General features: G+C 60.3%; 23 protein-coding genes and 1 pseudogene. 10 read left to right on the plus strand and 14 right to left on the minus strand.

The genetic code is table 11. The features are described 5' to 3' along the window. The first annotated feature begins 52 nt into the window (after positions 1-52). On the plus strand, positions 53-985 hold the full coding sequence (gene rbsK, locus ACLHZ1_RS08745) for a ribokinase (protein ID WP_427261757.1): 933 nt from the start codon (positions 53-55) through the stop codon (positions 983-985). Further along, the gene (locus ACLHZ1_RS08750) at positions 985-1,986 is read left to right on the plus strand and encodes a substrate-binding domain-containing protein (RefSeq protein ID WP_427261758.1); all 1,002 of its coding nucleotides are present in this window, start codon (positions 985-987) and stop codon (positions 1,984-1,986) included. The genes rbsK and ACLHZ1_RS08750 overlap by 1 nt, the downstream gene beginning before the upstream one ends. A gap of 98 nt (positions 1,987-2,084) precedes the next feature. On the opposite strand, the gene ACLHZ1_RS08755 is transcribed toward ACLHZ1_RS08750, so the two are convergent. The 14 genes and pseudogenes from ACLHZ1_RS08755 to ACLHZ1_RS08820 form a co-directional block, all read right to left on the minus strand. Continuing rightward, positions 2,085-3,797: a diguanylate cyclase domain-containing protein gene (locus tag ACLHZ1_RS08755; RefSeq protein WP_427261759.1), complete on the minus strand. Its 1,713-nt coding sequence runs from the start codon at positions 3,795-3,797 to the stop codon at positions 2,085-2,087. Positions 3,798-3,808: 11 nt separating this feature from the next. Continuing rightward, positions 3,809-4,300, minus strand: a complete 492-nt coding sequence (locus tag ACLHZ1_RS08760; RefSeq protein WP_427261760.1) for a molybdopterin-dependent oxidoreductase — start codon at positions 4,298-4,300, stop codon at positions 3,809-3,811. A gap of 147 nt (positions 4,301-4,447) precedes the next feature. Next, positions 4,448-5,221, minus strand: a complete 774-nt coding sequence (cobB, locus tag ACLHZ1_RS08765; protein ID WP_427261761.1) for a Sir2 family NAD+-dependent deacetylase — start codon at positions 5,219-5,221, stop codon at positions 4,448-4,450. A gap of 171 nt (positions 5,222-5,392) precedes the next feature. Beyond that, positions 5,393-6,037 (minus strand): GNAT family N-acetyltransferase, encoded by a 645-nt coding sequence (locus tag ACLHZ1_RS08770; protein WP_427261762.1) that lies wholly within the window; start codon positions 6,035-6,037, stop codon positions 5,393-5,395. Next, entirely contained in the window at positions 6,038-7,276 is a 1,239-nt protein-coding gene (locus tag ACLHZ1_RS08775) for a response regulator (protein ID WP_427261763.1), read from the minus strand. It lies immediately after the preceding gene. Between the two features lie 8 nt (positions 7,277-7,284). Continuing rightward, positions 7,285-11,263 (minus strand): annotated as a pseudogene (locus ACLHZ1_RS08780) (response regulator); the annotation flags it as partial. A gap of 45 nt (positions 11,264-11,308) precedes the next feature. After that, positions 11,309-11,608, minus strand: a complete 300-nt coding sequence (ihfA, locus tag ACLHZ1_RS08785) for an integration host factor subunit alpha (protein ID WP_427261764.1) — start codon at positions 11,606-11,608, stop codon at positions 11,309-11,311. Positions 11,609-11,611: 3 nt separating this feature from the next. Continuing rightward, positions 11,612-14,011 carry a phenylalanine--tRNA ligase subunit beta gene (gene pheT, locus ACLHZ1_RS08790; protein WP_427261765.1) on the minus strand — a complete coding sequence of 800 codons (2,400 nt, stop codon included), beginning with the start codon at positions 14,009-14,011 and terminating at the stop codon, positions 11,612-11,614. Between the two features lie 12 nt (positions 14,012-14,023). After that, the gene (gene pheS / locus ACLHZ1_RS08795) at positions 14,024-15,007 is read right to left on the minus strand and encodes a phenylalanine--tRNA ligase subunit alpha (RefSeq protein ID WP_427261766.1); all 984 of its coding nucleotides are present in this window, start codon (positions 15,005-15,007) and stop codon (positions 14,024-14,026) included. A gap of 582 nt (positions 15,008-15,589) precedes the next feature. After that, a complete protein-coding gene (locus tag ACLHZ1_RS08800; protein WP_427261767.1) occupies positions 15,590-16,576 on the minus strand; it encodes a phage integrase in 987 nt (328 codons plus the stop codon). A gap of 349 nt (positions 16,577-16,925) precedes the next feature. After that, positions 16,926-18,956 carry a hypothetical protein gene (locus ACLHZ1_RS08805; protein ID WP_427261768.1) on the minus strand — a complete coding sequence of 677 codons (2,031 nt, stop codon included), beginning with the start codon at positions 18,954-18,956 and terminating at the stop codon, positions 16,926-16,928. 3 nt (positions 18,957-18,959) lie between these two features. Then, positions 18,960-19,424, minus strand: a complete 465-nt coding sequence (locus ACLHZ1_RS08810; protein ID WP_427261769.1) for a hypothetical protein — start codon at positions 19,422-19,424, stop codon at positions 18,960-18,962. Then, positions 19,421-20,326, minus strand: coding sequence for a hypothetical protein (locus ACLHZ1_RS08815; RefSeq protein WP_427261770.1), 906 nt, complete (start codon positions 20,324-20,326; stop codon positions 19,421-19,423). The genes ACLHZ1_RS08810 and ACLHZ1_RS08815 overlap by 4 nt, the downstream gene beginning before the upstream one ends. Positions 20,327-20,366: 40 nt before the next feature. Then, complete coding sequence (locus tag ACLHZ1_RS08820; RefSeq protein WP_427261771.1) at positions 20,367-21,065, minus strand: LexA family protein; 699 nt, start codon at positions 21,063-21,065, stop codon at positions 20,367-20,369. Between the two features lie 119 nt (positions 21,066-21,184). Here ACLHZ1_RS08820 and ACLHZ1_RS08825 point away from each other — a divergent pair, with 119 nt between their 5' ends. From ACLHZ1_RS08825 to ACLHZ1_RS08860, 8 genes are all read left to right on the plus strand, one after another. Further along, positions 21,185-21,469, plus strand: a complete 285-nt coding sequence (locus ACLHZ1_RS08825; protein WP_427261772.1) for a Cro/CI family transcriptional regulator — start codon at positions 21,185-21,187, stop codon at positions 21,467-21,469. A 42-nt stretch (positions 21,470-21,511) separates the two neighbouring features. Further along, a complete protein-coding gene (locus ACLHZ1_RS08830) occupies positions 21,512-21,781 on the plus strand; it encodes a DNA-binding protein (protein WP_427261773.1) in 270 nt (89 codons plus the stop codon). Positions 21,782-21,818: 37 nt separating this feature from the next. Beyond that, positions 21,819-22,328, plus strand: coding sequence for a phage regulatory CII family protein (locus tag ACLHZ1_RS08835; protein WP_427261774.1), 510 nt, complete (start codon positions 21,819-21,821; stop codon positions 22,326-22,328). A 13-nt stretch (positions 22,329-22,341) separates the two neighbouring features. Continuing rightward, the gene (locus tag ACLHZ1_RS08840; protein WP_427261775.1) at positions 22,342-22,800 is read left to right on the plus strand and encodes a hypothetical protein; all 459 of its coding nucleotides are present in this window, start codon (positions 22,342-22,344) and stop codon (positions 22,798-22,800) included. Positions 22,801-23,056: 256 nt separating this feature from the next. Further along, on the plus strand, positions 23,057-23,326 hold the full coding sequence (locus ACLHZ1_RS08845) for a helix-turn-helix domain-containing protein (RefSeq protein WP_427261776.1): 270 nt from the start codon (positions 23,057-23,059) through the stop codon (positions 23,324-23,326). A 2-nt stretch (positions 23,327-23,328) separates the two neighbouring features. Beyond that, positions 23,329-23,502: a hypothetical protein gene (locus ACLHZ1_RS08850; RefSeq protein ID WP_427261777.1), complete on the plus strand. Its 174-nt coding sequence runs from the start codon at positions 23,329-23,331 to the stop codon at positions 23,500-23,502. 190 nt (positions 23,503-23,692) lie between these two features. Next, positions 23,693-24,142 (plus strand): hypothetical protein, encoded by a 450-nt coding sequence (locus ACLHZ1_RS08855; RefSeq protein WP_427261778.1) that lies wholly within the window; start codon positions 23,693-23,695, stop codon positions 24,140-24,142. A 250-nt stretch (positions 24,143-24,392) separates the two neighbouring features. Continuing rightward, positions 24,393-26,669 (plus strand): replication endonuclease, encoded by a 2,277-nt coding sequence (locus ACLHZ1_RS08860; RefSeq protein ID WP_427261779.1) that lies wholly within the window; start codon positions 24,393-24,395, stop codon positions 26,667-26,669. Positions 26,670-26,738 lie beyond the last annotated feature (69 nt).

The raw sequence follows: 26,738 nt of genomic DNA on the forward strand, positions 1-26,738 counted from the left end.
GTCTCTCGCCTTGGGCAGACCCAAGCCAAGATGCATCAAGGGAAATCAAACTATGAATCGTCTCGTTGTCCTCGGCAGTGTCAATGCGGATCATGTGCTGCGGGTGCCGCACTTTCCCCGCCCCGGTGAGACCCTGGCCGGCCACAGCTACCGGGTCTTCCCCGGCGGCAAGGGGGCCAATCAGGCGGTGGCCGCCGCCCGCCTCGGCGCCGCCGTCTCCTTTATCGCCCGCATCGGGGCGGACGCCATCGGCCAGCAGATGCGCGACGGGTTTGCCAGGGATGGCATAGACGTGAGCGCGGTGGAGCAGGACGAGCGCCTGCCCACCGGCATCGCCATCATCTATGTGAGCGACGAGGGGGAAAACAGCATAGGCCTCTCCGCCGAGGCCAACGGCGCCCTCGACACCGCCATGGTCAGACGCCATGAGGCCCTGATCGCGGGCGCCCACACCCTGCTGCTGCAGCTGGAGGTGCCGCTCGACAGCGTGCTGGAGGCTGCCCGTCTCGCCCGCGCCCACGGCACCCGGGTGGTGCTCAACCCGGCGCCCGCCCGCACCCTGCCCGCCGAGCTGCTGGTGCTGGTGGATCTCATCACCCCCAACCAGACCGAGGCCGAGCTGCTGACCGGCGTCAAGGTGAGCGACCAAGCCAGCGCAGCCCGGGCCGCAGCCCGCTTCCATCAAATGGGGATAGCGGAGGTGATGATCACCCTGGGCTCGCAAGGGGTCTATTGCAGCAAGGGGACACAACAGCAACTTATCCCGGGCTTTCGGGTCGAGGCGGTGGACACCACGGCGGCCGGCGACACCTTCAACGGCGCCCTGCTGGCGGCCGAGCTCGCCGGCGCGGATTTCCAGCAGGCGGTGCGCTTCGCCCATGGCGCGGCGGCCCTGTCGGTGACCCGCCTCGGCGCCCAGAGCGCCATCCCGCTCAAGGCCGAGGTGGAAGCCTTCCTCCTCGCCCATGACGAGCGGGAGGCCTGATGGCCAATATCAAGGAGGTGGCGGCGCGGGCGGGGGTCTCCACCACCACCGTCTCCCACGTCATCAACGAGACCCGCTTCGTGGCCGAGGATACCCGGCAGCGGGTCTTCGCCGCCATGCACGAGCTCAACTATGCCCCCAGCCTGGTGGCCCGCAGTCTCAAGGTCAAAGAGACCCACAGCATCGGCATGCTGGTCACCACCTCCAGCAACCCCTTCTTCGCCGAGGTGGTGCGCGGGGTGGAGCGCTACTGCTTCGAGCAGGGCTACAACCTGATGCTGGGCAACACCGAGGGAGAGGCCGAGACGGCGCTCTCCTACCTCAAGATGATGCTGAGAAAACGCGTGGATGGCCTGCTCATCATGTGCAGCGAGGGGCAGCAGGAGGTGTTCAACCAGCTCGACTGGCTGGGCACACTGCCTGTGGTGGTGATGGATTGGGGACTCGACAGCGACAGGGTCGACCTCATCGCCGACAACTCGCACCTGGGGGGATATCTCGCCACCCGGCACCTGATCGAGCTCGGACACAGGGAGATCGGCTGCATCATGGGACCCGAGGGGCGCGCCCCCTCCACCCAGCGGCTGGCGGGCTTCCTCCAGGCGATGGAGGAGGCTGCACTCCCGGTGCGGCCCGAGTGGTTGCAGGGGGGAGCATTTGATTGCGCCAGCGGCTTTGCCGCCATGACGCGCCTGCTGGCCCAGCCCACCCGGCCGAGCGCCCTCTTCATCTTCAACGACATGATGGCCATGGGGGCCATCAGCGCCGCCCACCTGGTGGGGCTCAGGGTGCCGGAGGATCTCTCCCTCATCGGCTATGACAACGTCGAGCTGGCCCAGTATCTCTCCCCCCCCCTCACCACCATCAACCAGCCCAAGGAGGCCCTGGGCCGCCTCGCCGTGACCCGGCTGCTGGCCCGCATCCATGGCGAGCAGATAACCAATCGCCTGATCACCCAGGAGCCCGATCTGGTGATCCGCCAATCCTGCCGCGGCTACTGAGCCGCGGTCCGTCCTTGTCACATCCGTCAAAGAGGGAGCCCTGGGCTCCCTCTTTGACGTTGACGCCTGTTGCCCGGCGCCGGGTTCGGGGGCGGCCCTCAGGCCTGCAAACCGCCGGCCGGGCGAGGCACCTCTCTGAGCCGGGCGGGCCAGAGGGTGGTGAGCCCCAGGGCCTGCACCAGGGGTTGCAGGGCGGGCCAGAGGGTGGTGAGCCCCAGGGCCTGCACCAGGGGTTGCAGGGCGGCCGCCTCCTCCTCGCTGGTGCGACAAGGGGTCCAGTAGGCCAGGGGCCAGCCGCCCCTGGCCAGGGACATGGTCGCACTCCCCACCTCCTCCAGCCCCAGCACCAGCTCGGCCTGGAGCACCAGCGCCTTGAGCTCGGGATCCTCCTTGGCCAGAAACGGCAGCCCGGCGATGATGCGCCCACTCGCCAGGCAAATCAGGGTACTGCGCAGCAGGCGGGCGAGCTGGGTCTTGCTCATCCCCAGCAGCAGCGGCAGAGAGGTCATGGTATAGGCCTGGGCCAGCACATGGGCCATCACCTCCTCAAACAGTCCGGACTCTTCCAGCCAGGTGAGGGGGCAGCGCTGTCCATCGTGCCAGCTGAGGGTGAGCCGCATCGCCAGGGGGGGATGGTGCGCCGCCACCATAGGTTCCAGGTGTATCGTCAGCGGCATCTCGGTTCCCTGCTCCAGCCAGCGTTGCAGCCGCCATACCAGCTGATGGCGCTGTTGCAGCTGACCGAGCATGGCGAGGCTGAACTGGACCAGGTCCCCCTGCTGCCCCCCCTTGGCCTGATTGAGCGCCAATATGGTGTGATCTATCAGGGTATCCCGGGTGTCCCCCTCTTCCGTCAGCGCCAGGCCCAGGCGGCAGCGCAGCTGAAAGCTGCTCTCCCTGGTGCGAAAGTCGAACGCCAGCAATGCCAGCAGCGCCTCTGCCCGGCTGCGACAGGCAAGGGCATCGGGGCAATCGTCGAGGACGCAGGCAAATTCATCCCCCCCGAGCCGAAAGGCGTGGCCATGGGGCCAGCGCGTCAGCTTGTCTGCCACCACCTGGAGCAGGCGATCCCCCACCTGATAACCCAGTTGATCGTTGACCTGCTTGAAGCGCTTGAGATCCAGGATGATCAAGGCCACCAGGCCGCCCCGCCCCAGGCTGAGGTCGAGCTGCTCATGGAGGGCGAGCCGGTTGCCAAGCCGGGTCAGGGGATCGGTGCGCGCCTGGCGACGATTGAGCATGTTGGCCCGCACCAGGGCGGCTACCAGCAGCACACCGGCCGCCAGCAGGGTCAGCTGCCACACCTGCAACAGCAGCAGGTTGCGGCGAATTTGGGTCACCGACGCCTCCCGCTCCTCCCCGGTGAGCACCACCCGGCTGATCTGCTCGAGCCGCTTGCTCGCCGCCCCCAGGCGCTGCTGCAGGCGATCGAGCCCGGGCCCCTCCTGCAGATGCCCCGCATCCATCTGGGCCTCGATGGACTTGAGCTCATCAAACAGCTCATGGGCTATGCCGGCCAGGCCCAGCTGGCCGCGCACCACCCGGGTCTCCTCGCTCACCAGGAAGATGTCGATGCGGTTCCAGAACAGATCGTACTCCAGGGAGAGCGCCTCCATGCTCCCCACCCCGCCCCGGTAGAGTTTCAGCTCATAGAGAAAGCGCTGGGAGTCGAGCAGCAGCTGGTGAATGTTCCAGTGAGAGCCGCGGTAGAAGTAGTCCACCAGGCGCTCATGCTTTTGCTGCAGCATCAATCCCCACAGGGAGGAGCCGATAAACAGCAGACAGATCCCGAACAGCAGCGCATTTTGCACGGAGCGACGCCTCAATCGAGCACCTCTAGCCGCACGATCTGCCACACCATGGAGGCCTGCACGTTGGGGTCTTCCGCCAGCTTGGGTGCAGAAGAGAAGGGAAACAGCAACCAGAAGGGGCCCTTGTTACGGCGGGTCAGGGGCTTGCCATCCTCGCTCATGGCCAGGATCAGGGGGTGATCGCCATAGTCCGAGAGCCGCACCTCATGGCTGTAGTTGTTCAGGGCGATCGCATTGACCCGATCGGCCTTGGGGCTGATCTGGCGGATCACGTCCCGCAGCAGCGGGCCGCGATAGCCATGCCGGCCCTGGGTCCAGGGGGTTCCCGTTTCGAAAGAGACCTGAGGCAGGGCCTCCAGTTCGCTGCGCTTGAGACTCTTGCTGCTCCCATCTGGCGCAACCAGGGTCAACATGCTCGCCTCGTGGGCCTGCGCCCCTGGCGCCATCAGACCGCCGAGCAAGACAGTGGTGGCAAGCCACCTGGTGATCGTCCGTGTCTGCATACCTTGCCCTCTACTGTGATATCCATCAGCACTGTCTCATTCGAGTTTGCTTTCTTATCAGGGAGAGTGCAACAGCCTTGCTCGGCATAGGGTAAAAAGGTCGCTATTGCCCGCCCCTGTGTTCGCACAGGGGCCGACGCCTCCGGCTCAATGGCGCTCGCGCATCTCCATCCAGTTCTCCCCCTCCATGGACTTGGGCTGATGCACGCCGCAGCGTTGCAGCAACTCGTCCACGAAGGCGGGCACCAGCAGGGAGGCGGGGCCGTAGCGCTTCTCGTCAAACTGGCTGCCCACCTCACTCGGCTCCAGATTGAGCTCCAAAGTATGGGCCCCATTGAGACCGGCCTCATGAATGAAACCGGCCGCAGGATAGACGGCCCCCGAGGTGCCAATGGAGATGAAGAGATCGCACTGGGCCAGGGCGCCATAGATGCGATCCAGCCCGAGCGGCATCTCGCCAAACCAGACCACGTGGGGGCGCAGCGGCTGGGGAAACTGGCAGCAGGAGCAGAGCGCCTCCTGGCTCAGATCCCCGCGCCACTCGATCACCTGGGCGGAGACGGGGCAGCGGGCCTTGAGCAGCTCACCGTGCATGTGGATGAGCTGCTTGCTGCCCGCCCGCTCGTGCAGATCGTCGATGTTCTGGGTGATCAGGGTGACCTGGCCAGGATAGAGGCGCTCGAGGCGCGCCAGGGCGTAATGGGCGGGATTGGGGTGGACGCTCTCCTGTTGCAGCTGATGACGGCGGGCATTGTAGAACCCCTGCACCAGGGCGGGATCCCTGGCATACCCCTCCGGGGTCGCCACATCCTCCACCCTGTGCTCTTCCCACAGGCCATCGCTGGCGCGAAAGGTCTTGATGCCGGACTCGGCAGAGATGCCGGCTCCGGTCAATATCACTATGTGTTTGGGCGCTTGCATGCACAACTCCTTGACGCAGCCGATGGGGAGACCTTAGCACAGGCCCTGGGAGGGGCCTATTCGCCCTTGGTATTAGGCATGGCGGGGGGCTCACAGCAACAGAGGGGAGATGTACTCGGCCAGTGCATCAGCGCGCCGGGGTGGCCTCTGGGCCCTTGATGGCAGGGGTGCCTATTCCCCCTCGCGATCAGGCGTGGCGAGCACCGCCGAGGCGGCCAGCAGCGGATCCAGGGCCGCGAGATCGAGGCGCACGAAGATGAGCTCGCGGCCGGTGACCAGGGTAAGGGGCAGCCCCAGCCCCTTGAGCAGCCCCAGCATGGGTCTGTTCTGGGCCAGCACCTCGGCGGTCCACTCGCCAATCCCCTCGCCCCGGGCCAGGATGGCCAGGGCCAGCAGCAGCCGTCGCCCGGCCCCCTTGTGCTGAAAGTGGTCGGCGACGATGCAGGAGAACTCGGCCCGATCCGGGTGCAGGCGGCGCCGAACCGACTGGGCCTGGGCCAGTGGCTCTCCCCCGGCGTCGCACAGCAGCAAGGAGATCTGCCGCTCCCTGGGGTAGTCGAGAAAGAAGCTCACCTGCTCCGGGGTCGGGGGCTGTTTGGCGCGCATGAATCTGAGATAGACGCTCTGCTGGCTCAGCCCGGCGAATGCCTGCACGATGCGCGTCTCATCCTCCGGCCCCAGCTCGTGCAGGGTACAGCGCTCCCCCGCCAGCACCATGGTGAGGGGCAGATCGGCACGGCGCCGGGCCGGCCGCCAGCCGGCCAGGCCACGGCGAAGGCGTGCCTCGTCCCGAGGCCAACAGAGATAACGCGCCATCTACCAGCGCCCCGCCGCGCCCAGCAGGCGCCAACGCTCCTCATCCTGCAGGTTGAGGCTGTCATCTAGGTAGATGGCGATCCCCAGATCCCGCACCCGCCCCATGAAGCGGTCGAGCAGGGAGTCCGCCGGGGCGCTCGCCCACTCCTGGGCGAGCCGTTGCCCCAGCAGCAGGTGCTGGAACGGCAGACGCTCGATCAGATCGAACGGCAGGTGCTCGCCATTGTCGAGCAGCAGGGCCAGCTTGACTCCCGCCAGGCTCGCATGCAGCACCAGGGCAAACGGCGCCTGGGCCGTGAGCAGGGCATCCCGGCGTTGAACCACCAGGGTCAGATCCTCGGGAGCGCGCCCCACCTCCTCGAGCCAGCCCTTTAGCTCGGACCACTCCTGGGTGAGCCCGGCCAGGGGGAGCCAGTGTCCGCCCCCGGCCGGAGGATTGGACTGCAGGCTCAGGGTGCCCAGGCTCGCCCCCTGCCAGTTGCGAACGGTGCGGCGCAGGCCATGGAGACGGCGCTGATGCTGGGGGCCCAGGTAGATCACCTTGAGCTGGCGCAGCAGCTCCTCCTCCTGCAGCGGCTTGGCGAGGGCGGCGAGCACGTTGAAACCGGCATCGTGCAGCAGGCGGCGGCTGCCGTCGATCAGGGTCTGCTCATGGGCGGAGAGCAGGATAAGGGGCAGCCGCTGGTATTGGGGGTTGGCGAGCAGCAGGCTGATGGCGTCCTGCTCCGCCAGGCTGAGGTCGCTCAACAGCAGGCCGGTGTTGCCCTGAGCCAAGGCCTGCAGGCAGGCCGTCCCATCCTGCACCCAGCGGCACGGCAGGCCGAGGGCCCGGATCTGCTGCTGGAGCTGGGCCCCCTGAAAGGGGTGATCCTCGAGCAGCAGGATCTCAAGGCCGGCCAGCCAGTCACACCACTGCCGGTGGCGCAGCGCCAGGGCCTCCTGCCAGGGTTCGTCGAGCCGATACACCCCCTCCCCCTGCGACATGGCGGCCAGGTAGTCCGCCCCCTGGTGGGCGGCGGGATCGAACAGGGCGATGGCCCCGCTGGCAAACAGCCCGGCCCACTGCCAGCTGGCATCGGGCCGGGCGCGCCACAGCTGGACATGGCTCGGCAGGCCGCTTGCCCTGGCGTGGTGATAGGCCTGGTTATCCAGGGCGTAGAGGGTCACGGCATGAAAGCCGGAGCCCTCCTCGGCCGGGGACTCCAGCAGAGCCATCAGCTCTTCCTCTGTGATGATCATTGTCTCTGTCTCTCGGTCAAGCGGCGCGCCGTCTCATCCAGTGCCAGGCGCAGCAAGGGGATCAAGGGGGGAGCAGGCTCCTTGTGCCAATCGTCCATCGCCTGCAACAGGGGGGCAGCCGCCACCATTTTCGCCGCGCCCCTCATCTTGTGCAAATGGCCGTTGATCTGGCTGCTATCGCCCCTGGCCAGCGCCTGGGCCAAGGCCTCTATGTCCCGGCTCGTGCTCTCCACATAGAGGGCGATCAGGGCATCGCTGAGGGCGGGCATGGCCCAGGGGGTTGGCGCCATCTGCGCCGCCAAGGGGGGCTCGCCCTCGTCCGGACGGGAGCCTGCCCGCCGGATCCGGCGCAGCAAAGCGGCGAGATCCACCAACCGCAGCGGTTTCTCAAAGCGGCCATCGCAGCCGCAGGATGCCAGGCGCCGGGCCGCCTGCTCGCTCACGTCGGCGGTGATGACATAGACGGGCAGCGCGCGATAGCTGGGGTTGCCCTTCAACTGCTGGCAGAGCTCGGCCCCGTCCATCACCGGCATCTGCAGATCGGTCAGCACCAGATCCACCTCCTGCTCGGCCAGCACCGCCAGCGCCTGCTGCCCCTGGCTGGCGCACCAGACCCGGGCGCCGAGCTGGCCGAGCTGCATCCGCAGCAGGGCACGGTTCATGTCATGGTCTTCGACCAGCAAGACCCGCAGCCCCTCGCCCGCCTGCTGCAAGCGACCCTGACCATCGATGCTGCTCTCCCCTTGCAACAGGCTCACCAGGGTGCCGGGCACCCAGCTCTTGCCCTGCCAGAGCCAGCTCAGCAACCCCTGTTCATCCTGCTGCTGGGCCAGACAAGGCACCCCGTCCCCGGGGGCGGCCAAGGTCAGGTTGAGCCGCCCTAGCCAGGGTTGCAGCCGTGCCAGCTCGGCCTCGGGCAAGCTGGTCGTCAGGGTCGTGGCCGGCAGCACCCTGACCGAGTCCGGGATGGAGGGCCCGAGGGGCAAGGTGGCGATGAAGCGGCTTCCCCCGCCGAGATTGGGGCTCACGGCGATGGTGCCCCCCATCTGCTCGATCAGCTGGCGGCAGATGGCCAGTGCCCTGGGCCCTCAGTTGACCGCTCACCTCCCCCTGCTCGAACGGGGCAAACAGCCGGGGCATCAGCTCCTGGGCTATCCCGGGCCCCTGGTCATCGACGCCGATACGCAGCCTCTCCTCGCCCTCGTCCGCGTGCCGATCCGCCCAGAGGCAGACGCTGCCACGACGGCTGAACTTGATGGCGTTGGAGAGCAGGTTGTGCAGCACCTGCCCCAACCTGTGGGGGTCGAGCTCGAGCTGGGCCGGCAGCGAGGCGCAGAGATCCAGCCGCAACTGCAGGCCCTTGTTGCGGGCCTTGGGCCAGTGCACGGCGGCGACCCGCTCGCACAAGAGCACCAGATCCGTGGGCTGGGGAGTCAGGCTCAGCTTGCCGCTCTCGTTGCGACTGAAATCGAGCACGTCATTGAGCAGCCCCAGCAGCTCGTCCCCCGCCTGGCGCACGCTGGTCACGGCCCCCTGCTGCTCGTCGCTGAGGGGGGTGGCGGCGAGCCACTCCAGCCAGCCGAGGATGGCATTCATGGGGGTGCGGATCTCGTGGCTGATGGCGGCCAGGAAGCGCCCCTTGGCCTGCATCGCCTGCTCGGCCCTGGCGTGGGAGCGCTGCAGCGCCTGCTCCTGCTCCACCTGCATGGTGGCATCCAGCACCACGCCATAGACGCGCCATACCCCCTCAACCCTCTCATCGAGCCGCCGCCCGCGGCCGTGGAACTGCAACCAGCGCAGTCCCAGGGTCGGATGCCGGTAGCGCAGGGCGTGGGAGACCGGCTCCCCCGCCGCCAGCAGCCGGGGCATGCGCACCTGCAAGCGGCGCCGGTCGCGGTCATAGAGGGCGGCCAGGGCCTTGAGGGGGTCGCGGCGCAGCCGGTTGCTCGACACCCCGAGCAGGGCGAAACTGCCCCGGCTGACAAATTCCATCTCCCCCAGGCTGCCGCCGCGCAACACGAACTGCACCACCATGCCCGGCACCGTATTGGTAAGGGCCCGCAGCCGCCGCTCCGCCTGGCGGGAGAAGCGTTCGCGCTCGCGCAGTGAGCTGATGTCGGAGAGAGCGATCAGCTCCCCCGCCGGTCCCCGCTGATCCAGGCGCAGCGGGATCTGGGCATAGGAGAAGACCCGCTCCCCCAGGGTCAGCTCCCCTTCGGTGGCGCCTATCTCGGCGGGCGGCAGGGCGATGGGGCCGGGGTAACGCGCCTCCAGCCGCTTGCCGCGCTTGTTGCGTTTGATGATGTCGCCGTTGCCATCGCGCAGGAAGACGGGGACCGGCAGGGCCTGGAACAGGGATTCACGAAAACGGCTCTCGATGGCCAGGGCCTGCTCGGCGGCGAGGCGCTGCGCCATCTCCTGGAAGAGCTGCTGGCGGGAGCGCCAGATCAGGGTGATGACGGCGGCGCTGATCAGCAGGGCCAGCAGCACGGAACCGAACAGCACCCAATAGCTGACGCCGCTCTGCTGGGTGAGGACGAGCCGATGCCAGCGCTGGGTCAGCTCCGTCATCTGCTCGCTGTTGAGGGTCATCAGGCCCTGATCCAGCACGTTGGCCAGCAGCTGGTGCTGCCGATTGATGGCAAACCCCAGGGCGAATCTGTCGTGCAGCTCGGTCACGTTGAGCCCGGCCAGCTGATTGCTGCGCAGGGGATATTGCAACTGATAGAGCTCGCTGAGCAGCCAGTCCGCCTTGCCGCCGCGCAGCTCGGCCAACCCCTGATCCACATCCCTGACCCGGACCCAGGCCGCGTTGCCGTAGCCGGACAACATGTCCGGATCGTACAGACTGGTGGGCACCAGCACCCGCTCCCCCCTGAGCTCGCCGAGGCGCACTATCTTGCGATCCTTGGGGGAGACGAGGGCGAAGCGGTTCTCGGCGATGGTGCGGCTGAAGGCGAACTCCTGGCCCAGGCGAGGAGACTCCAGCAGGCCCGCCATCATGTCCACCTCCCCGTGCCTGAGCTTGGCCAGGGCCTCCTCCCGACTGGCGGCCACCACTATGTCAAAGCGCAGCCCCGTCTGCTGGCCGACCCAGCGCAACACGTCGCCGCTCCAGCCGGTCAGCTGGCCCTGCTCGTCGACGCCGCTGTAGGGCATGAGATCCGGGTTGACCGCCAGGCGCACCCGGCTGCCCCGCCCCGCCAGCCAGGCCTGCTCCTCGTCGGTGAAATAGACGGGGTTGATGGTCTGCTTGCCATCGGCCAGGTAGCGTTCCAGATCCTGATAGAGGGCCCCCGGGGTCAGGTAGCGGATGGCGGTGTCGATCAGCCGCTTGAGCTCGGGCCTGTCCCCCATCATCAGGCGATAGCCTATCACCCTGTCATCGTTGCGCAGCCGATGCAGCCGCAGCCCCTCCGCCGGGTTTTGCCGCATCAGGTAGCGCAGTTGCAGGTAGTCGCCGAGATAGGCGCTGCCCTCGCCCGCCTTGAGCGCCTCGAACCAGCGGCCGGGATCGGCGAGGGGCTGCTGCCTGGCCTTGGGATAGAGCCGGGAGAGGCGCGCCGACTGCTGCCACAGGGGCGAGGTGAGGAAGACGGCGTCATTGAGCTTGCCGCGGTAGAGGATGGCGGACTCGGACTCCAGAATGGGACGGCTGTAGAGCCGCCCAAGCGCCGCGGCCGGGGTGGGGCCTATGTGGGGCACCAGATCGCAGCGGCCCGATTGCAGCCCCTCCCCGACCGCCTGCCAGTTCGGCAGCCGCAGCGTGACCAGGGGCACCGGCAGCGTGCCGGCCAGCCGGTCAAGCTGCTCCATCAGAAAGCCCCCCTTCTCCTCCAGATAGGGAAGCCGCACCAGCGCCGGATAGCAGAAGGTGAGCTTGTCGAGAGACGCCACATAATGGAGGGTCGAGGGGGGCAGCGGCAGCACCATGGCCTGGGCCGTGCCGGCCAGCAGCCAGAAGCTGAGGGGAAGCAGACGTCTCATGGCATAGCAAAAGCCAGGCGGGTGCCTGGCTTTTCGTGACTCATTTCAAGACTCATTGGGTTCGACCGTCTCGACCCTGGCCTTGAGTTTCTGGCCGGGTCGGAAGGTGACCACCCGACGGGCGCTGATGGGGATATCCTCGCCCGTCTTGGGGTTGCGACCTGGACGCTGATTCTTCTCACGAAGATCGAAATTACCGAAGCCCGAGATCTTGACCTGTTCGCCGCGTTCCAGCGCTTGTCGGATCTCCTCAAAGAAGGCTTCCACCAACTCTTTGGCTTCACGCTTGCTCATCCCGAGCTGGGTGAACAGGTGCTCTGCAATATCGGCTTTGGTAAGCGCCATAGATCAATCCCTCAAGGATGCATTCAACTCTTCACCGAGGGCCCGCACGACGTTGTCCACGGTCTCGGCAATCTCTTTCTCCTCCAGGGTGCGCTGGGTGTCTTGCAACGTGAGACTGATGGCCAGGCTCTTCTTGTCCTCTGCCATACCAGCGCCCTGGTACACGTCAAACAAGTTTATTCCAACTAACTGATTTCCGCCAACTTTTTTAATTACTGCCAGCACATCACCGGCCAGAACCTGACGATCAACCACCAAGGCGATATCGCGGCGGTTGGCCGGGAAGCGGGATATTTCGGCAGCAAGTGGCACCTTGGCCGGCACCAGTTTGTTGAGCTCCAGCTCGAACAGCACGGCGCGGGTCTTGAGGCCCAGTTTCTTTTCCAGGTTCGGGTGGATCACGCCGATGTGGCCGATGGGCTCGCCATTGCGCAGCACCAGGGCGGTCTGACCCGGATGCAGGGCGCTGTGTTCGCCCCGCTCGAAGCTGAAGCTGGCCCCTTCGGCGGTGAGATCCAGCACAGCTTCCAGATCCCCCTTCAGATCGAAGAAGTCGGCGCCCCGGTTCTTGACGTCCCAGTGCTCGTCGCTCTGGTTGCCGGTGATGATGCCGGCCAGCATGGGCTCTTGGCGGATGCCGTTCTCGGCGTGCTCGTCCTTGATGAAACGCAGCCCCTGCTCGAACAGGCGCACCCTTGGCTGCTGACGGTTCTGGTTGTACACCACGGCCTGGATGAGGCCGGTGAACAGGGAGACCCGCATGGCCGACATCTCGACCGAGATGGGGTTCGGCAGCACGATGGCATCGCTCTGGGGGAACAGGGTCTGCTGGGTCTTGGGATCGACGAAGCTGTAGGTGATCGCCTCCTGGAAGCCGCGGGCAACCAGCAGATCGCGCACCCGCTTGATGGTTACCTGGCCTTCGGCCTGCTCCACCATGGCCAGCGAAGCGACCGGTTTGAGGTTGGGGATGTTGTTGTAGCCGTAGATGCGGGCCACTTCCTCGATGAGGTCTTCCTCGATGGCGATATCGAAACGCCAGGAGGGGGCCAGCGCGCTCCAGCCGTCGGCCTGGCTGGTCACCTGCATGCCGAGGCGGGTCAGGATCTCGACCACCTGCTCATCGGCGATCTGGATGCCGATCACCTTGTCCAGCTTGGCGCGGCGCAGGGTGATGGGGCTTGCCTTGGGCAGATGGGCATCGGATTTGACTTCGATGACCGGGCCTGCTTCGCCGCCGCACTCTCCGCCACAAATATCCAGCAGCAGACGGGTGGCGCGGTCCATCACCTTGTGTTGCAGCTCGGGGTCAACCCCGCGCTCGAAACGGTGGGACGAGTCGGTGTGCAGGCCGTAGGCACGGGCGCGACCTGTGATGGAGAGCGGCGCGAAGAAGGCGCATTCCAGCAGGATGTCGGTGGTGGTCTCACTGACGCCGGTGCGATCGCCGCCGAAGATGCCGGCCATGCAGGCAGGGCCTTTGCCATCGGCGATGACGAGGGTGTTCTCTTTGAGCTTCACCTCGTTGCCATCGAGCAGGGTCATGGGCTCGTCGGCGCAGGCGCGGCGCACCACCAGTTCCCCGTCCAGCTTGGCCAGATCGAAGGCGTGCATCGGCTGGCCGTATTCCAGCAGCAGGTAGTTGGTGATGTCGACGATGGCGTCGATGGAGCGGATGCCGCCACGGCGCAGCTTCTCCTGCATCCAGAGCGGACTCTGGGCCTTGAGGTTCAACCCCTTGATGACGCGACCGAGATAACGCGGGCAGTCCGCCGGCGCCTCGACCCGGATCGGGAAGCTGGCGTCACAGGCGGCAGGGGCCGGAGTCCAGGTCGGCTCGACCACGTCCACGCTGTTGAGCACGCCAATCTCGCGGGCCAGACCGGCGATGCCCAAGCAATCGGCCCGGTTCGGGGTCAGATCCACGTCGATGCTGACGTCATCGAGGTTCAGATATTCGCGAATGTCGGTGCCGATGGGGGCGTCCAACGGCAGCTCTATGATGCCATCGGCCTCCACGTCGATACCCAGCTCGCTGAAGGAGCAGAGCATGCCGTGGGACGGCTGGCCGCGCAGTTTGGCCTTCTTGATGGTGAAATCACCCGGCAGGGTCGCCCCGACCTTGGCGACGCAGACCTTGAGGCCGGCGCGGCAGTTCGGCGCGCCGCAGACGATGTCCAGCAGCTCGCTCTCGCCCACGTTGACCTTGGTCACCCGCAGCTTGTCGGCGTCCGGATGCTGGCCACACTCGACCACTTCACCCACGACCACGTTATTGAACTGACCGGCCACCGCTTCCACGGCGTCCACTTCCAGACCGGCCATGGTGATCTGTTCGGCCAGTGCGTTGTCACTCAACTCGGTGCGGACCCACTCCATCACCCAGGATTTACTGAATTTCATGTTCTCTCGCCCTTACTTGAACTGCTTGAGGAAGCGCAGATCGTTTTCGAAGAAGGCACGCAGGTCATTGACCCCGTAACGCAGCATGGTCAGGCGTTCGACGCCCATGCCAAAGGCAAAGCCGGAATATTTTTCCGGATCGATGCCGCCGGCGCGCAGCACGTTCGGATGCATCATGCCGCAGCCCAGCACTTCCAGCCATTTGCCGTTCTTGCCCATCACATCCACCTCGGCACTCGGCTCGGTGAACGGGAAATAGGAGGGACGGAAACGAATGGTGAGATCTTCCTCGAAGTAGTTGCGCAGGAAGTCGTGCAGTATCCCCTTGAGCTCGGTGAAGCTGGCATGCTCGTCGATCAGCAGGCCTTCGACCTGATGGAACATGGGGGTGTGGGTCATGTCGTAGTCGTTACGATAGACACGGCCAGGGGCGATGACGCGGATCGGCGGCTGCTGCTTCTCCATGGTGCGGATCTGCACCCCAGAGGTATGGGTGCGCAGCACCAGGTCCGGGTTGAAGTAGAAGGTGTCGTGATCGGTGCGCGCCGGATGGTGCGCCGGAATGTTCAAGGCATCGAAGTTGTGGAAGCCATCTTCAATTTCAGGGCCGTGCGCCACCTTGAAGCCCATCTCGCCAAACAGGCGCTCGATGCGCTCTATGGTGCGGGTCACCGGGTGCAGACCACCGTTCTCGATGCGGCGCCCCGGCAGGCTGATGTCGATGGTCTCGGCGGCCAGCTTCTGGTTGAGCTCCTGGGCAGCCAGGTCATCACGACGGGCATTGAGCGCGTCCTGCACCTGCTGTTTGGCCTGGTTGATCACGGCGCCCGCGGCGGGACGCGCCTCAGGGGACAAGGTGCCGAGGGACTTCATCTGCTCGGTAAAAAAGCCCTTTTTACCCAGATATTTGACCCGAATTTCGTCAAGCGTCACGCCATCGCTGACGCTCTCAATCTCGGCCTTGGCCTGGCCTACCACTTCTTCAAGCTGTTGCATGTCTTCCTCGTCACCACTCCCAACAAGGGAGCCTGTATACGCTAAAAGGGGAAAGAGGAAGATAATACAAAAAAAGCGCAGGTGCTGACCATAGTTATGCCCTGCTTTTCTCCCGCAAAATCATTTTGTTACCCCTCCCCTGCCGTTGATCGGGCCAGAACGGCCCCAGCCATTGCCTGTCGATACAAGTTTGTTGGCATACTGCACTCCTCCGTTCACGGTCGTGGCGCCATAGGCAGAATATTGGCAAGCGATGCGAGGAGCGCATCGGACCAAGTCCTCCTTCACTGGTCAGGCATGTGCTCAGACCCTGGCGTCGGTTGGCAACAGCAGTCTTACCCGAACAGAATATGCAGAGAAGCAGAGAAGCAGAGAAGCAGAGAAGCAGAGAAGCAGAGAAGCAGAGAAGCAGAGAAGCCTGCACCATGATTTGCGTGACACCAACAAAAAAGGAGGCCTGAGCCGCCTTCCCTTCTCTAACAAAAACAACCACTTAGATTAAAATCAATGAGTTAGCTACTACTGGGGGTGACGTTTGGTCACCCCGGACGACCCTGTTTGGGGCAATTTGTGGACACTTTGTCATGGGGCAGGCAGCGGATTTTCCAGCGGGTTGAAGCGCACCGCATCGCTCAGATAGTCCGGTGCAAAGTGGGCATAGGTCATCGTCTGCTGGATGTTGTGATGCCCGAGTATCTTCTGCAATGCCAGGATATTGCCCCCGGACATCATGAAGTGGGATGCAAAGGTGTGCCGGAACACATGCACCGCCTGCCCTGCTGGCAGATCCGGCGCTACCGCCTTGATCACGTCGCGCACCAGCAGATAGTCGAGGTCACGGAACAGCGGGCCCCGGTTCACCCCGTTCGTTATCTCTTGGCACAGTTCGGCCGAGATCGGCACGGTACGGTTCTTGCCGTTCTTGGTGTTGATATAGGTCACCCGGCTGGCCAGCACATCCTCACGGCGCAGATGGGCCGCTTCACTCCAACGCGCCCCCGTGGCCAGGCAGAGTTTGACCACCTTCAGGTTATCCCCCGACAGCGCGGCCAGCACGTCGCCGATCTCGTTCTGGGTCAGGTAGCCCATCGACCGCTCGACCAGCTTGACCTTCTTCATCTCTTTGAGCGGGTGCTCATGGTGATAATGGCCAAGGTCAATGAGCACCGAGAACACCCCGCCCAGCATCTCCTGCTCGCGGTTGACCGTCTTGGGCTGACGGCCAGCGTGCAGCCGCTGCGCCCGATACTCGGAGAACAGCGCCCGGGTCACCTGCCTTGCCAACGGGTGGCGCAGCGCGGTATCGATATTGTGGAGTTTCTTGCGAACCGCCTCCCCCGCTTTCAGGGTTTGGCCATGGTAGCGCCACCAGAGTTCGATCAGCTCGGAGAGCGGCCGGTTGTCTGCCGGGCGATCCACCCACTCTTTGTTGTGCTCGGTGGCGATCACCCAACGCTCGAACTGCTGGGCCTCGGACTTGGTCTTGAAGCGCTTGCGGATCCGCTTGCCTTCTCTCCCCTGTGGGCGGATATCGACCAGGTACCCCTCGGGCGTGGACTTGATGCTCATTGCCCCTCCTTATATAGGAAGGCGCTCACCCATCCCCACGGCCCGCACATCGACACCGTACCCAACCACTGCACTCTCACTGTTCACCCTCCATCAAAACACTGTGATTTTATACAGCATTTGATAATGATTAGCAGTGTTTAACTGTGGTTACGGTATACATGGGGAAGCGGGGAATGGGGGTAGTCAGACGGTGATGTGCCGGAAGGGAGGGAGGGCCCACTATCAACCCTCTCCTCCCCTTCCAACGATTACTTACCGTTGTCTGAATTTTTACTTACAGGTTCTCATGCATCATTTCATATACAGAAGGGTGAACTTTGCTCAGTTCTCAATGATGTAAATCATATCAATTGATTTTCTTTAAAATATATTCGCCATCATCAAATATTTTCACTTTCACAGAACTATCTAGGTTACAGGCATTTAATTCATCAACTCCAATACTCGTTGCAACAAAAACCTGCCCCCCTAACTCAGCCATAGCACTAGATTTACTTAATAAAGAGCTAAAGCTCTTTTGACTTGCTTCATGTTGTCTTGGTTCATCAAATACAACAAACCCTCCATGTTTAACATTTTCAAACTCTACGCCAAGCTCCATCAAGGCTAATGTATAAGACCATATTATTCTAATGTAATCACTAGCGGAAGAATCCGCAACAATATCATATCCATCGAGCTCTGGTCGCAATGTCTGTCGTGATATTTTTATATAGTCAAGATTTGAGCGATCATAACCAAATGCATAGAGGCTACTTTTAAGAACATCTTCTAGCTTATTAATTATATCAGATGATATGCTTTTATCTGACGCTTTGATTGCAACCTCTAAAGCTTCTTTAGTCTGACTTAGTTCATTGTATATATTTCTGGCTCGCAAATTATAAGTATCAAGTTGCGACTCTATTTTAACTAAGTCTCGAAGTGAGTTTTCTAGTTCTATTTTATGTCTAATAGAAGGAGTATCAATCAGTAATGCAAGATGAGATGCTTCATCTTCTCTAAGTATTGCAATCTCCGACTCGACAGACTGCAATCTGTCCTGAATTGCCTGCATATCCTTTCTAACGACTTTGAGATCGTTAAGCTGCTTATCTTTAATGCCACTGTAAAAGTCCAATTGATTCTTTAAATAATCAATGTTCTGCTCAACTGACAATGGTGAAATCCCATTTCCAACATGACTAAACGTCTCGAGCATATCGCTATCACAAATTGGACACTTATTTGTTTTTACATTCATCTCCCGAGAGCTACCAACATCACGCAGGCGTTTGAGTTGGCGATATCGGTCAAGATCAAAGTTAATTTGATTTATTTTTTTATCCGCCTTTGAAATAGATAGCAGCAATAAATCATCTTGCTGAGAGTAAAATTCAATTTTCCTAGATACAATTCTATACTCATTTAGTTTTTCTTCAAAAATTTTAGACAGTGGCCATTCGAAAACCTCTGAATTGAGCTCAGCCAAATTACTTTTAAGCCCCCTAATTAAAGACTTTAATTCTGTATCGCTGTTGCCATTTACAATATAGAAAACAAATGGGTCTACGTATTCATCCTTACTGTTAATTTTGTACCGAATGTGTAGTTTAGCATTGGTAAATTCTGCAAGTGCCGCAACTGAAGACTGGTTATTATCCCAAGAACTTTCAAGATCCTTTATTTCAAGCTTTAATTTGTCAACCTTATTTTGTTTGTTGTAGTCTTCTAAACCCAAACAAAATTCCAAGGCAGACTTTTTAAGGTTTTTAATCCCATATTGAGTTGGTGTATTCGCCTGAATTTCGGACCAACCGCGCTTTTGCTCTATAAAAAACAATGGAAATACACACTCAAGGTATAGCCTACTTGGCTTGCCATCATAAGTGGTTAATGCTGGCATTTTCCAATTTATAAAACGTTCAAGCCAGTAGTGAAAGCCATTATCACTTTTGGCTGATCCAATAGTACTACCACCACCAAGAAAGTAGTCTTTTGACTCCCCACCTACATCTACTACAACCTTATTCGATAAGCCTTCAATATCACGACTTATCCTTGCATGCGTTCCATTGGATGATGAAACTGTCAGTTCCACATATGAATGCTTCACATAATTTTCAGGGATTAGCTCATCTGATGTCTTATCATTGTTCTTGGGTTTAAGATTCCGAAGGGCCCTAGTAACAGCCCTAGGAAAAGGCTTTTTCCTACTTGGGCCTAAAACAGCTTCAAGACCTAACGCATATGCAATAGCATTTACACATGTGGATTTTCCAGATGAGTTTTCAGCTCTTAATATATTTAATCCTGGCGCAAATGGAATATCCACACCAAACATTCCATTGTTAGTTTTAACTCTTATTTTAAGGTCTATCAGTGTCAATCCAAGCATTGTTTACCACCCCATAATTTTATTAATGTAAGAACTAGTAAACTTGCTTTTTATAGTATTCAAAAAATCATTCTCTTTAGAGAAAGTATTTAGTTCATCACACAAAGATAATAATTCATTTCCGGTTTCAAGAAGACTTACGTTATCACCAGAAAATGAGAAAAAGGATTTAGCCATCCCGAGCTCTATCGCTTTATCTGTGTTACTGTCAATGTTAATTGTTGGCAGCTTTACCTGTTCACTTGACATTGACTTATAATATTCATCCCACAATTGAGGGCGATTCAACATCCAAGTTGCAACTCGAAGTTTGTTTACATTAAGTCCATGAGCAGTTGTACCCAAAACTTTAATGCACAAACACATAATACCAAGTCTCCATAAAGGTCTAAGCTCGATTGGCAAGGGGTAACCTTTATCGCTCACTTGAATTGCCGCATTTATATTTTTAATACCATCATCTATCATACAATGAAATCCATCTGACATTCAGCGATCCACTGAGCTATCCAGCCAAATGATAGCACTTGAACATTTTCTCTCGAAATCGCAATTTTTTCAAACTGTTCTCTGTTTGATTTAAGTAGATCTTTTACAACCTCACTCGCGGGTCTAGCATCAAAATAGCTATCATCCCTTAACACCTGCAAATTATTTAAAGCGATAGATGTTAATTGCCCATGTAATTCAGGATATTGTTCGCGATAAGCATCTAACAGTTCATTTATTTGAACATACTTTGCTATCAAATCATTCCTAAAAGAGTCTGAGTTTTTAGCTGCAATTTTATCAGTCTTTCTGATTACATTTTGATAGAATTCTGAATTGCCGACTTTCCATGCTTCAACATCAACTTCATTGGGAGTTGATACACTTAAATTTATTTCTTTAGAAATCAAACTTCGTGCATATAGAGATTCTTCGGGAAATGATTCATCAGTTTCTATCTTTACAATAAAATTGCCAGCATCGATAAATGAGGGCGCATCTTTTTTTAATTCCGTTGTTTTTCTAGCGCAATATTTCAACAACTCTCTACTTTTATTAAATGGTATAACTAAAACCCAAGCCTTAATCTTAATTCCATTTAGCATCGCTGATATCTCAGCATCACACTCTTTGAGTTTGTTTAAATCTTTATTTATTTTACCTTGGATTTTTTTCTTATACTCTTCCATGGAGTATTGCTGCTTTGGGCAATAACATTGAAATATTGTTCCACATGATGTGTAAAACTCTATACCGTGGTCACCTCGGTCTTCATGAGGCACAGAGAAGAAACACTTCCAAGTGAAATATTTTCTGAGCATAACTTCGCAAAAATTTTCCCAAGAAGTCCCATCCATCTCATCTTTGAAACTAGCTGCCATGCCACACCCACATTTTCTTTATCCCAGTGAAAAAGGCGCCTTAGCGCCCTGTTTGTCTTTTTCTATATGATCTGTGTTCTACCATCACGCCGATGATCTGGATGTGCTGCCGGTCGGAGTGCATGGTGGGGTAATCGTCATTGAGGGGGACCAGCTCAAACACCTCTTGCCCGTTCTCGTCGATGCCGCGGGGCCGGTACTTCTTGAAGGTAGCCTCTTCGCTGCCATTCTTGGCCACAACGAAGTCACCTGGATGAGGCGCTTCGTCTGGGTCAACGATGATGAGATCCCCTTCCTTGAACTGCGGCAGCATAGAATCGCCCCGCAGCCAGAGGCCGAAACCACAAGGGCCAATGTCGGCGCTGGCTGATACATACTCGACGTTGCCATCGAAGGTGGTGGCCTGCTCACACATCTCACGCCAGTTGCCGGCCTGGACATAACTCAGCACCGGTACACGCGTTCCTTGCGGGATCACGGCCGGTTCGACGTTATGATATCCGGGCACCACTTCCGGTGCAGTCTGTCCCCTAACCTCCCCGTCACCAGTCAGAAGCCAGTTAACAGAGACCCCCAGCGCTGCCGCTAAATCATTGAGATAGCGACCTTTTGGCTGGTTAAGTCCCGACTCCCACTTGCTAACGGACGCATGGGAAATACCAACACGTCGGGCAAGCTCAGCCTTACTCATTTTCTGTGCCTGCCGGCTGGCAGTGATGCGGTCATTGATCGTTTCCATGAAACCTAAGTTACCACCCCAAAATAACACTTAAGTATCAAACTCTCTTGACTCCCGTTCGTTCCATAAGTTACATTCCGACCAGAAATGATCCTTAGGTTACATTTGTGAGGTCGAAAATGCAGAAACATGACGTTTTAGAACACTTCGGCAGCATCACTGCCATCGCCAAGGCCATTGGGGTCTCTCATGCCGCTGTTAGCAAGTGGGACAAAACCATCCCCATAGGCCGCGCCTACCAGATCGAGGTGCTGACAGGCGGTCAGCTTAAAGCTGACGTCACCGCTCAACCCGACCAAGGGCGAGACACACAACGCGTCGATCCAGCGGCCACTCCCGCGGATTTCCCGTGTGTGAAGCGAGCCATGGCCGCGGCAAGCGCCCTATCAGGCAGTGCCTCCTGACAACCAACCCCTTGTGTTTGAACCCCCTGAGAAGGATTCACCATGGTTACTCGAACCAAACCCATCCGTATTCCCAGCGATGTGAGCCAGTTGCCGCTCGATTACCCCTTTGGCAATCGCGTCAGCGAAAGCCTGGAGGAGTACGCCAAGCGCCAGGGCTTGACGATTGGGGCCGTTAAAAAGCGCGCCGACCGCGGCCAGTTGCCCATCTTGCAAGACGGCCCGGGCGCACCCCGCGAGGTCAACCTTTTCGCCCTGTACATGCAGGCCCGTTATCAGGGCGAGCGCTACGTCACCATGACGCTCGCGTGAACCTGCAGACACCATAACGGGTCAAGGAGACGCTCGCATGTTTACCGAATACGCCAGCAAACATCCGCACTGGATCAGCGCCTGCCAACGCTTTGCCGCCAGTCACAACATGGCCGAGATCGCCCAGCGGGCTGGCATGAATCCGCAGCTCCTGCGCAACAAGTTAAACCCCGACCAACCCCACGAGCTGACGGTGGCCGAGTTGATTGCCATCACCCAGGCAAGCGAGGGGGATGAAACCCTGTTCGATGGTGCCCTGTTTGGCTGTGGTTTGACCGCCGTGGCCATCCCGCAGGCAGAGCGGGCCCCTTCCCTGCCCCATCAGGCTATCGACCTGAACGCCAAGATCGCCAGCATTGGCCAGCGAGCACTGGAACTGACAGACCGCGGCCGGATCACCCGCTCGGAGCGCAACACCCTGGTAAGCGTGGCCACCTCGGCCATGGGGTCGCTCGCCATCTTGATCCACGACATCGAGGCCCGCTTTCAGGCGGTGCCAGCCCTGGCCTGTGCATCAGACATCCTGGTGCAGGCCGCGACCATGTGAAGGGGAAACCACCATGCAAACGCAACGCATCGACTATGAGCAAATCAATTTGGCTGGCCTGACCCCAATGCAACAGGCAGTCATGAACACCGCAGGCTTCTTAAACCTGCGTGAGATGTTCGGCAAGTATCGCTCCAGTCTGGATACCGACTGGCTGGCGCTCAGTTCAACCAAGAAAGCCGCGATTTGCGCCATCGCCCGCCAGTCACGGAATGAACTAGTGACCGCAACACTGTCATCGCTTCCATATGCACGGCGCGAGGCAATCAGACTGGCCGTGATTGCGCTGGATTATCAATCCGCATTTCGTGGTGGCTGTGACCGCAGGGAATGGCACCCGGCACCAAGGACCAGATCCATAGGAGATATCGAAAGAGAGAAAAAAGAGAGGACAGCAAAACTGCAGCAGAAGCGAGCTATTGCAGCTGGCATCGAAATGAGCAGGCAGGGCCCACGGCCAATCGGGCAATAAAAAAGCCCGCATTAGGAGCAGCAACTCCAAGCGGGCCGGTATCAACAACTCTCAAGGAAGTCGACATGACAACTTTAGCTATCCCCTGCGCACTGCGCAACCTTCGCATCCAACAACGCAAGCTGGCGGGCCGGTATGGCGCCCGCCTGACTCAACACCCTGACGGAATTGCGGTTATCGAGCGATCCACCGCGCTGGCTTGGGCCTCCCTGTTCAGCCGCATCCATCCCTGCACCCCATCACAAGGAGCCTGACCATGAACGCACAACCGACCCAAATCAACCTGCTCAATCACCATGCCGCCAAGCGTCTGCGCCAGTTGCGGGAGCAGTTGAAGCTGAGCCGCCCGATGTTTGCCGATCAGCTGGGGATCCCGCCCACCACGCTCAAGAACTACGAACTGGGATACCGCGAGATTGGCGGCGGCCTGTTTCTGCTGATCGCCAATCACCCGGAGCTGAAACATCACTGCGACTGGCTGCTGACTGGGCAAGCCCAGCCGAGCACCACCCCAGAGGAGGCATGACCATGGCCGCCGTGATCACTCGCCACACAGTGCCCAACCTCACCCAGGCCAATGCCTACCTGGTCAGCCGCGGTTACAGCAACTGCGGCACCACCTGGCTGCGGGGGCTGCGCCACTATGCCCGCCTGGAAAACCTCAGCTCCGGCCGGGTGCTGATCGTCGAGGGGGTGGCATGAGCAAGCTCTTTCATCCCATCAGCCAACAGGCCGCTACGGCGGCCATCGCCGATCTGTCCAAGGGATTGGCCACCCGGGCCCGCCGCGCACATGCCTACCGCGGCAGCGACGCCCCCGGTATACGGGCTCAAGCCCTGCTCCACCAACGCTGGCACCTGTTGTTTGTTCATCTGAATCGGAGGGTTTGCCCATGAGCGACGCCATCACCATTGCCCGCCAGGCGCCCAAGCTGGTCGAAGGGCTGCTGGCCGACATGTTCGCCGCCAACGCCGAGGATAACCGCATCGCCCTGGGCGGGGTTTACTCCGGTCAGCAGTACATCCAGATCCAACTGGTCGCCACCAGTAATCCGGCCGAGCTGCTGGATGATGGCAGCGATGAGGAAGACGCAGGGACTGACATGGCCCCCGCTCACAACCAGCTGACCACCCACTGGCTGGCGGCCCGGGGCGAGTTTATCGCCGCCGGCGGCGAGGCCCGGGGGGATAGAGACATCGCTCGGGAGCTGCTGGCGCTCGGCGCCGTGCGCTCTGTCTACTGGCTGGCGCTGGGCCAGGGTGAAACCGCCCTGGCCCGGGAGATCGGCGACTGGTGGCACGAGTGCGCCCCGCTCCATGGCCAGGGGGAACACATACGATGAGCCCCTCCCTGATCTCAGCAATGGAGCGGGACTTGGGTTGGTGGTGGGAAGACCTGCGGGGCGCCAGTGCTCGCCTGCGTGGGTACCAACGCCACTTGTTGGAATGCCGCCACCTGTCCCCCAGGCCAAGGGCCACCATAGCGTTGACCCTGCGCCAGTGCGCAGCGGCCCGCCGGATCTGCGCCCACTCCGCTCACGTGATCAAGTCCCGCCGCTGTGGCCTCAATACGCTAGCAGGTATTGCCACCCGATGAACCACCGCACTACCCGGCTGCCGCTGTCCAAAAGGACACTGCGGCAGCGCATCGATACCCTTTCCAACGCCCTGCCCGACATCGACACCAGCGCCCTCGGCCCCGTCTTCACCGGCACCCCGGGCCAGAGCGATCTGGTCTGGGCCGTGCAACTGCTCGATGGCCTCTCCCCCCAGCTCAGCCAGACCCTGTTCAAACAGTACGTGCGCCGTCGCAAGGATGGCAGCACCCGTCACGCCCGCAATGCCAATATCTGGCTGCGCGAACGGACCAAGCGGGTGAGAAGTCTTATCCAGGCGATCCCGGTAGACCCCCAGCACCTGCGCGATGAGGAGGGCCGCAAGCGGGTGGCGCACCAGTTTGCCAATCAGACGGCCGCCATCTGGCACAACATCGAGCAGGGCATCAAAGCCGGCGATGAGCCGGATCTGCTGCTGACCTGGGAGGTCATCCGCCAACCTGCCGACCAGTGGGGCTTTATTGGGGAGCTGCCTGAGTTCAAGACAGAGGAGGTGCGTGATAACTGGATCCTGAGCGTGATGGTGCGCCTGCTCTCGGCCAAGTGGTGGGAGAAACGCATCAATCGCACCTGGGACCGTCTGCAGGAGCACATCAACATCCTGCTCGGCAAGGTGCGCAAGGGAGTATCGGCGTATGTGTCGAACGCCACCATGAAGGTGGTGCGCGAGCGCAAGCGGGCCATGATGCGCTGGCTGGCCGAGTCGGAGGTGATGAACACCCAACACGACCTGGTTGTCTCGATGAAGGATTGCTGGGAGGCCAGCAACGCCAACCCGGTCAATCGCCGCAACGAGATGATGGTGCGGATGCGCGGCTTTGAGGACTACGCCGAAGAGCAGGGTCATGTGGGGGTCTTCTTCACCTGGACGGCCCCTTCCCGCTTTCATGCCTGGAAGACCGGTCGCGATGGCAAGACGGTCGAAAATGAGAAATACGAGGGCGCGACCCCGCGGGAAACCTGTGCCTATCTGGCCAAGCTGTGGAGCTTGACCCGGGCCGCCCTCAAGCGTGCCGATGCCCCCGTCTATGGCTTTCGGGTGTGCGAGCCACATCACGACGGTACCCCGCACTGGCACATGCTGCTGTTTATGCGACCTGCCAACAAATGGCGGGTGATCAGCACGCTGCAACGCTATGCCCTCACCGATGATCATCAGGAGCTGGTGCGCGATATCCAGGGGCGCCCGCCCTTCACTGACATCAAACCCCGCTTTGACTGGAAGGAGATAGATCCGGCCAAAGGCGACGCCACCGGCTACATCGCCGCCTATATCGCCAAGAACATCGATGGCGAGCATGTGGATGGTGATCAAGAGTCTGGCACCCCTGCTGATCAAGGGGCGCAGCATGCGTGTGCCTGGGCCAGTTGGTGGGGGATCCGCACCTTCCAACAAATAGGCGGCGCCCCTGTCGGGGTCTGGCGCGAGCTGCGCCGCATCAGCAACGCCAAGAAGCATGGCGACCTAGTGGGCCCACCCAAACCGGTGTTGCAAGACCCGCGCTTTGAGGCGGCCCGCTATGCCGCGGATAACGGCATCTTTCGCTGCTACCTGCACGCCATGGGCGGCGCAATGGCCACCCGGGCCGAACACCCCATCAAGCTGGCCCACCTCATCGAGGAGCAAGCCAACGCTTATGGCGAAGACATCAAGCGCCTGATGGGCCTGCACACAGCCCGCCTGGGTGTGCGCACCCGGCTGACCGGGTGGGAAGTCGTGCCAGCAGGCACCTTCGAGGCCACCAAGGCCGCCGAGGGTTCGGCTTGGGGGGTTGGGGTTCAGTCGGGCGACAGCCCGGCTCCTTGGAGCTCTGACAATAACTGTACGCTACCGGATCCTGAGGCGTTCGCGGATCAGTTGATGGCAGAGCAATGGGGTTTATCTCCCTTCTCTATCGGGCGTTTGCGCTCAGGTGCCAGCATCAGCACGGACGGCTTCACTCTCTGGCTTGAGAACGGCCAGGTGCAGTCGAGCTATGTGATCCCGAGCGAACCGGATTGGCAACCAGAAGGCCAGGAGCCAGAAGTACAGAACCAGGCGGATGAGTACGCAGTACCGGAAGGCGATGAGGACTGGCCGATGCTGGTTGAGCTGTGCGGCAAGGTCTACAAGGCGCAGGGCCACGCCGGGGCGCACCGCTGGATAGAGATGCTGCCGCAGCCCTATCAGTCCGAGATGTGGCGGGTATTGGAGGGGCTGGATGCACCGCAATGGATGCTGGAGCAGGACCACGACAGCAAAGAACTGGCATGAAGTGCAAAAAGGACGCCTGCCGCAAACAGAGGAGGCAAACGAATACACCTAGACAACTGATATGTGCAA

Source organism: Aeromonas sobria, assembly GCF_050266975.1.
Classification (GTDB): domain Bacteria; phylum Pseudomonadota; class Gammaproteobacteria; order Enterobacterales; family Aeromonadaceae; genus Aeromonas; species Aeromonas sobria_B.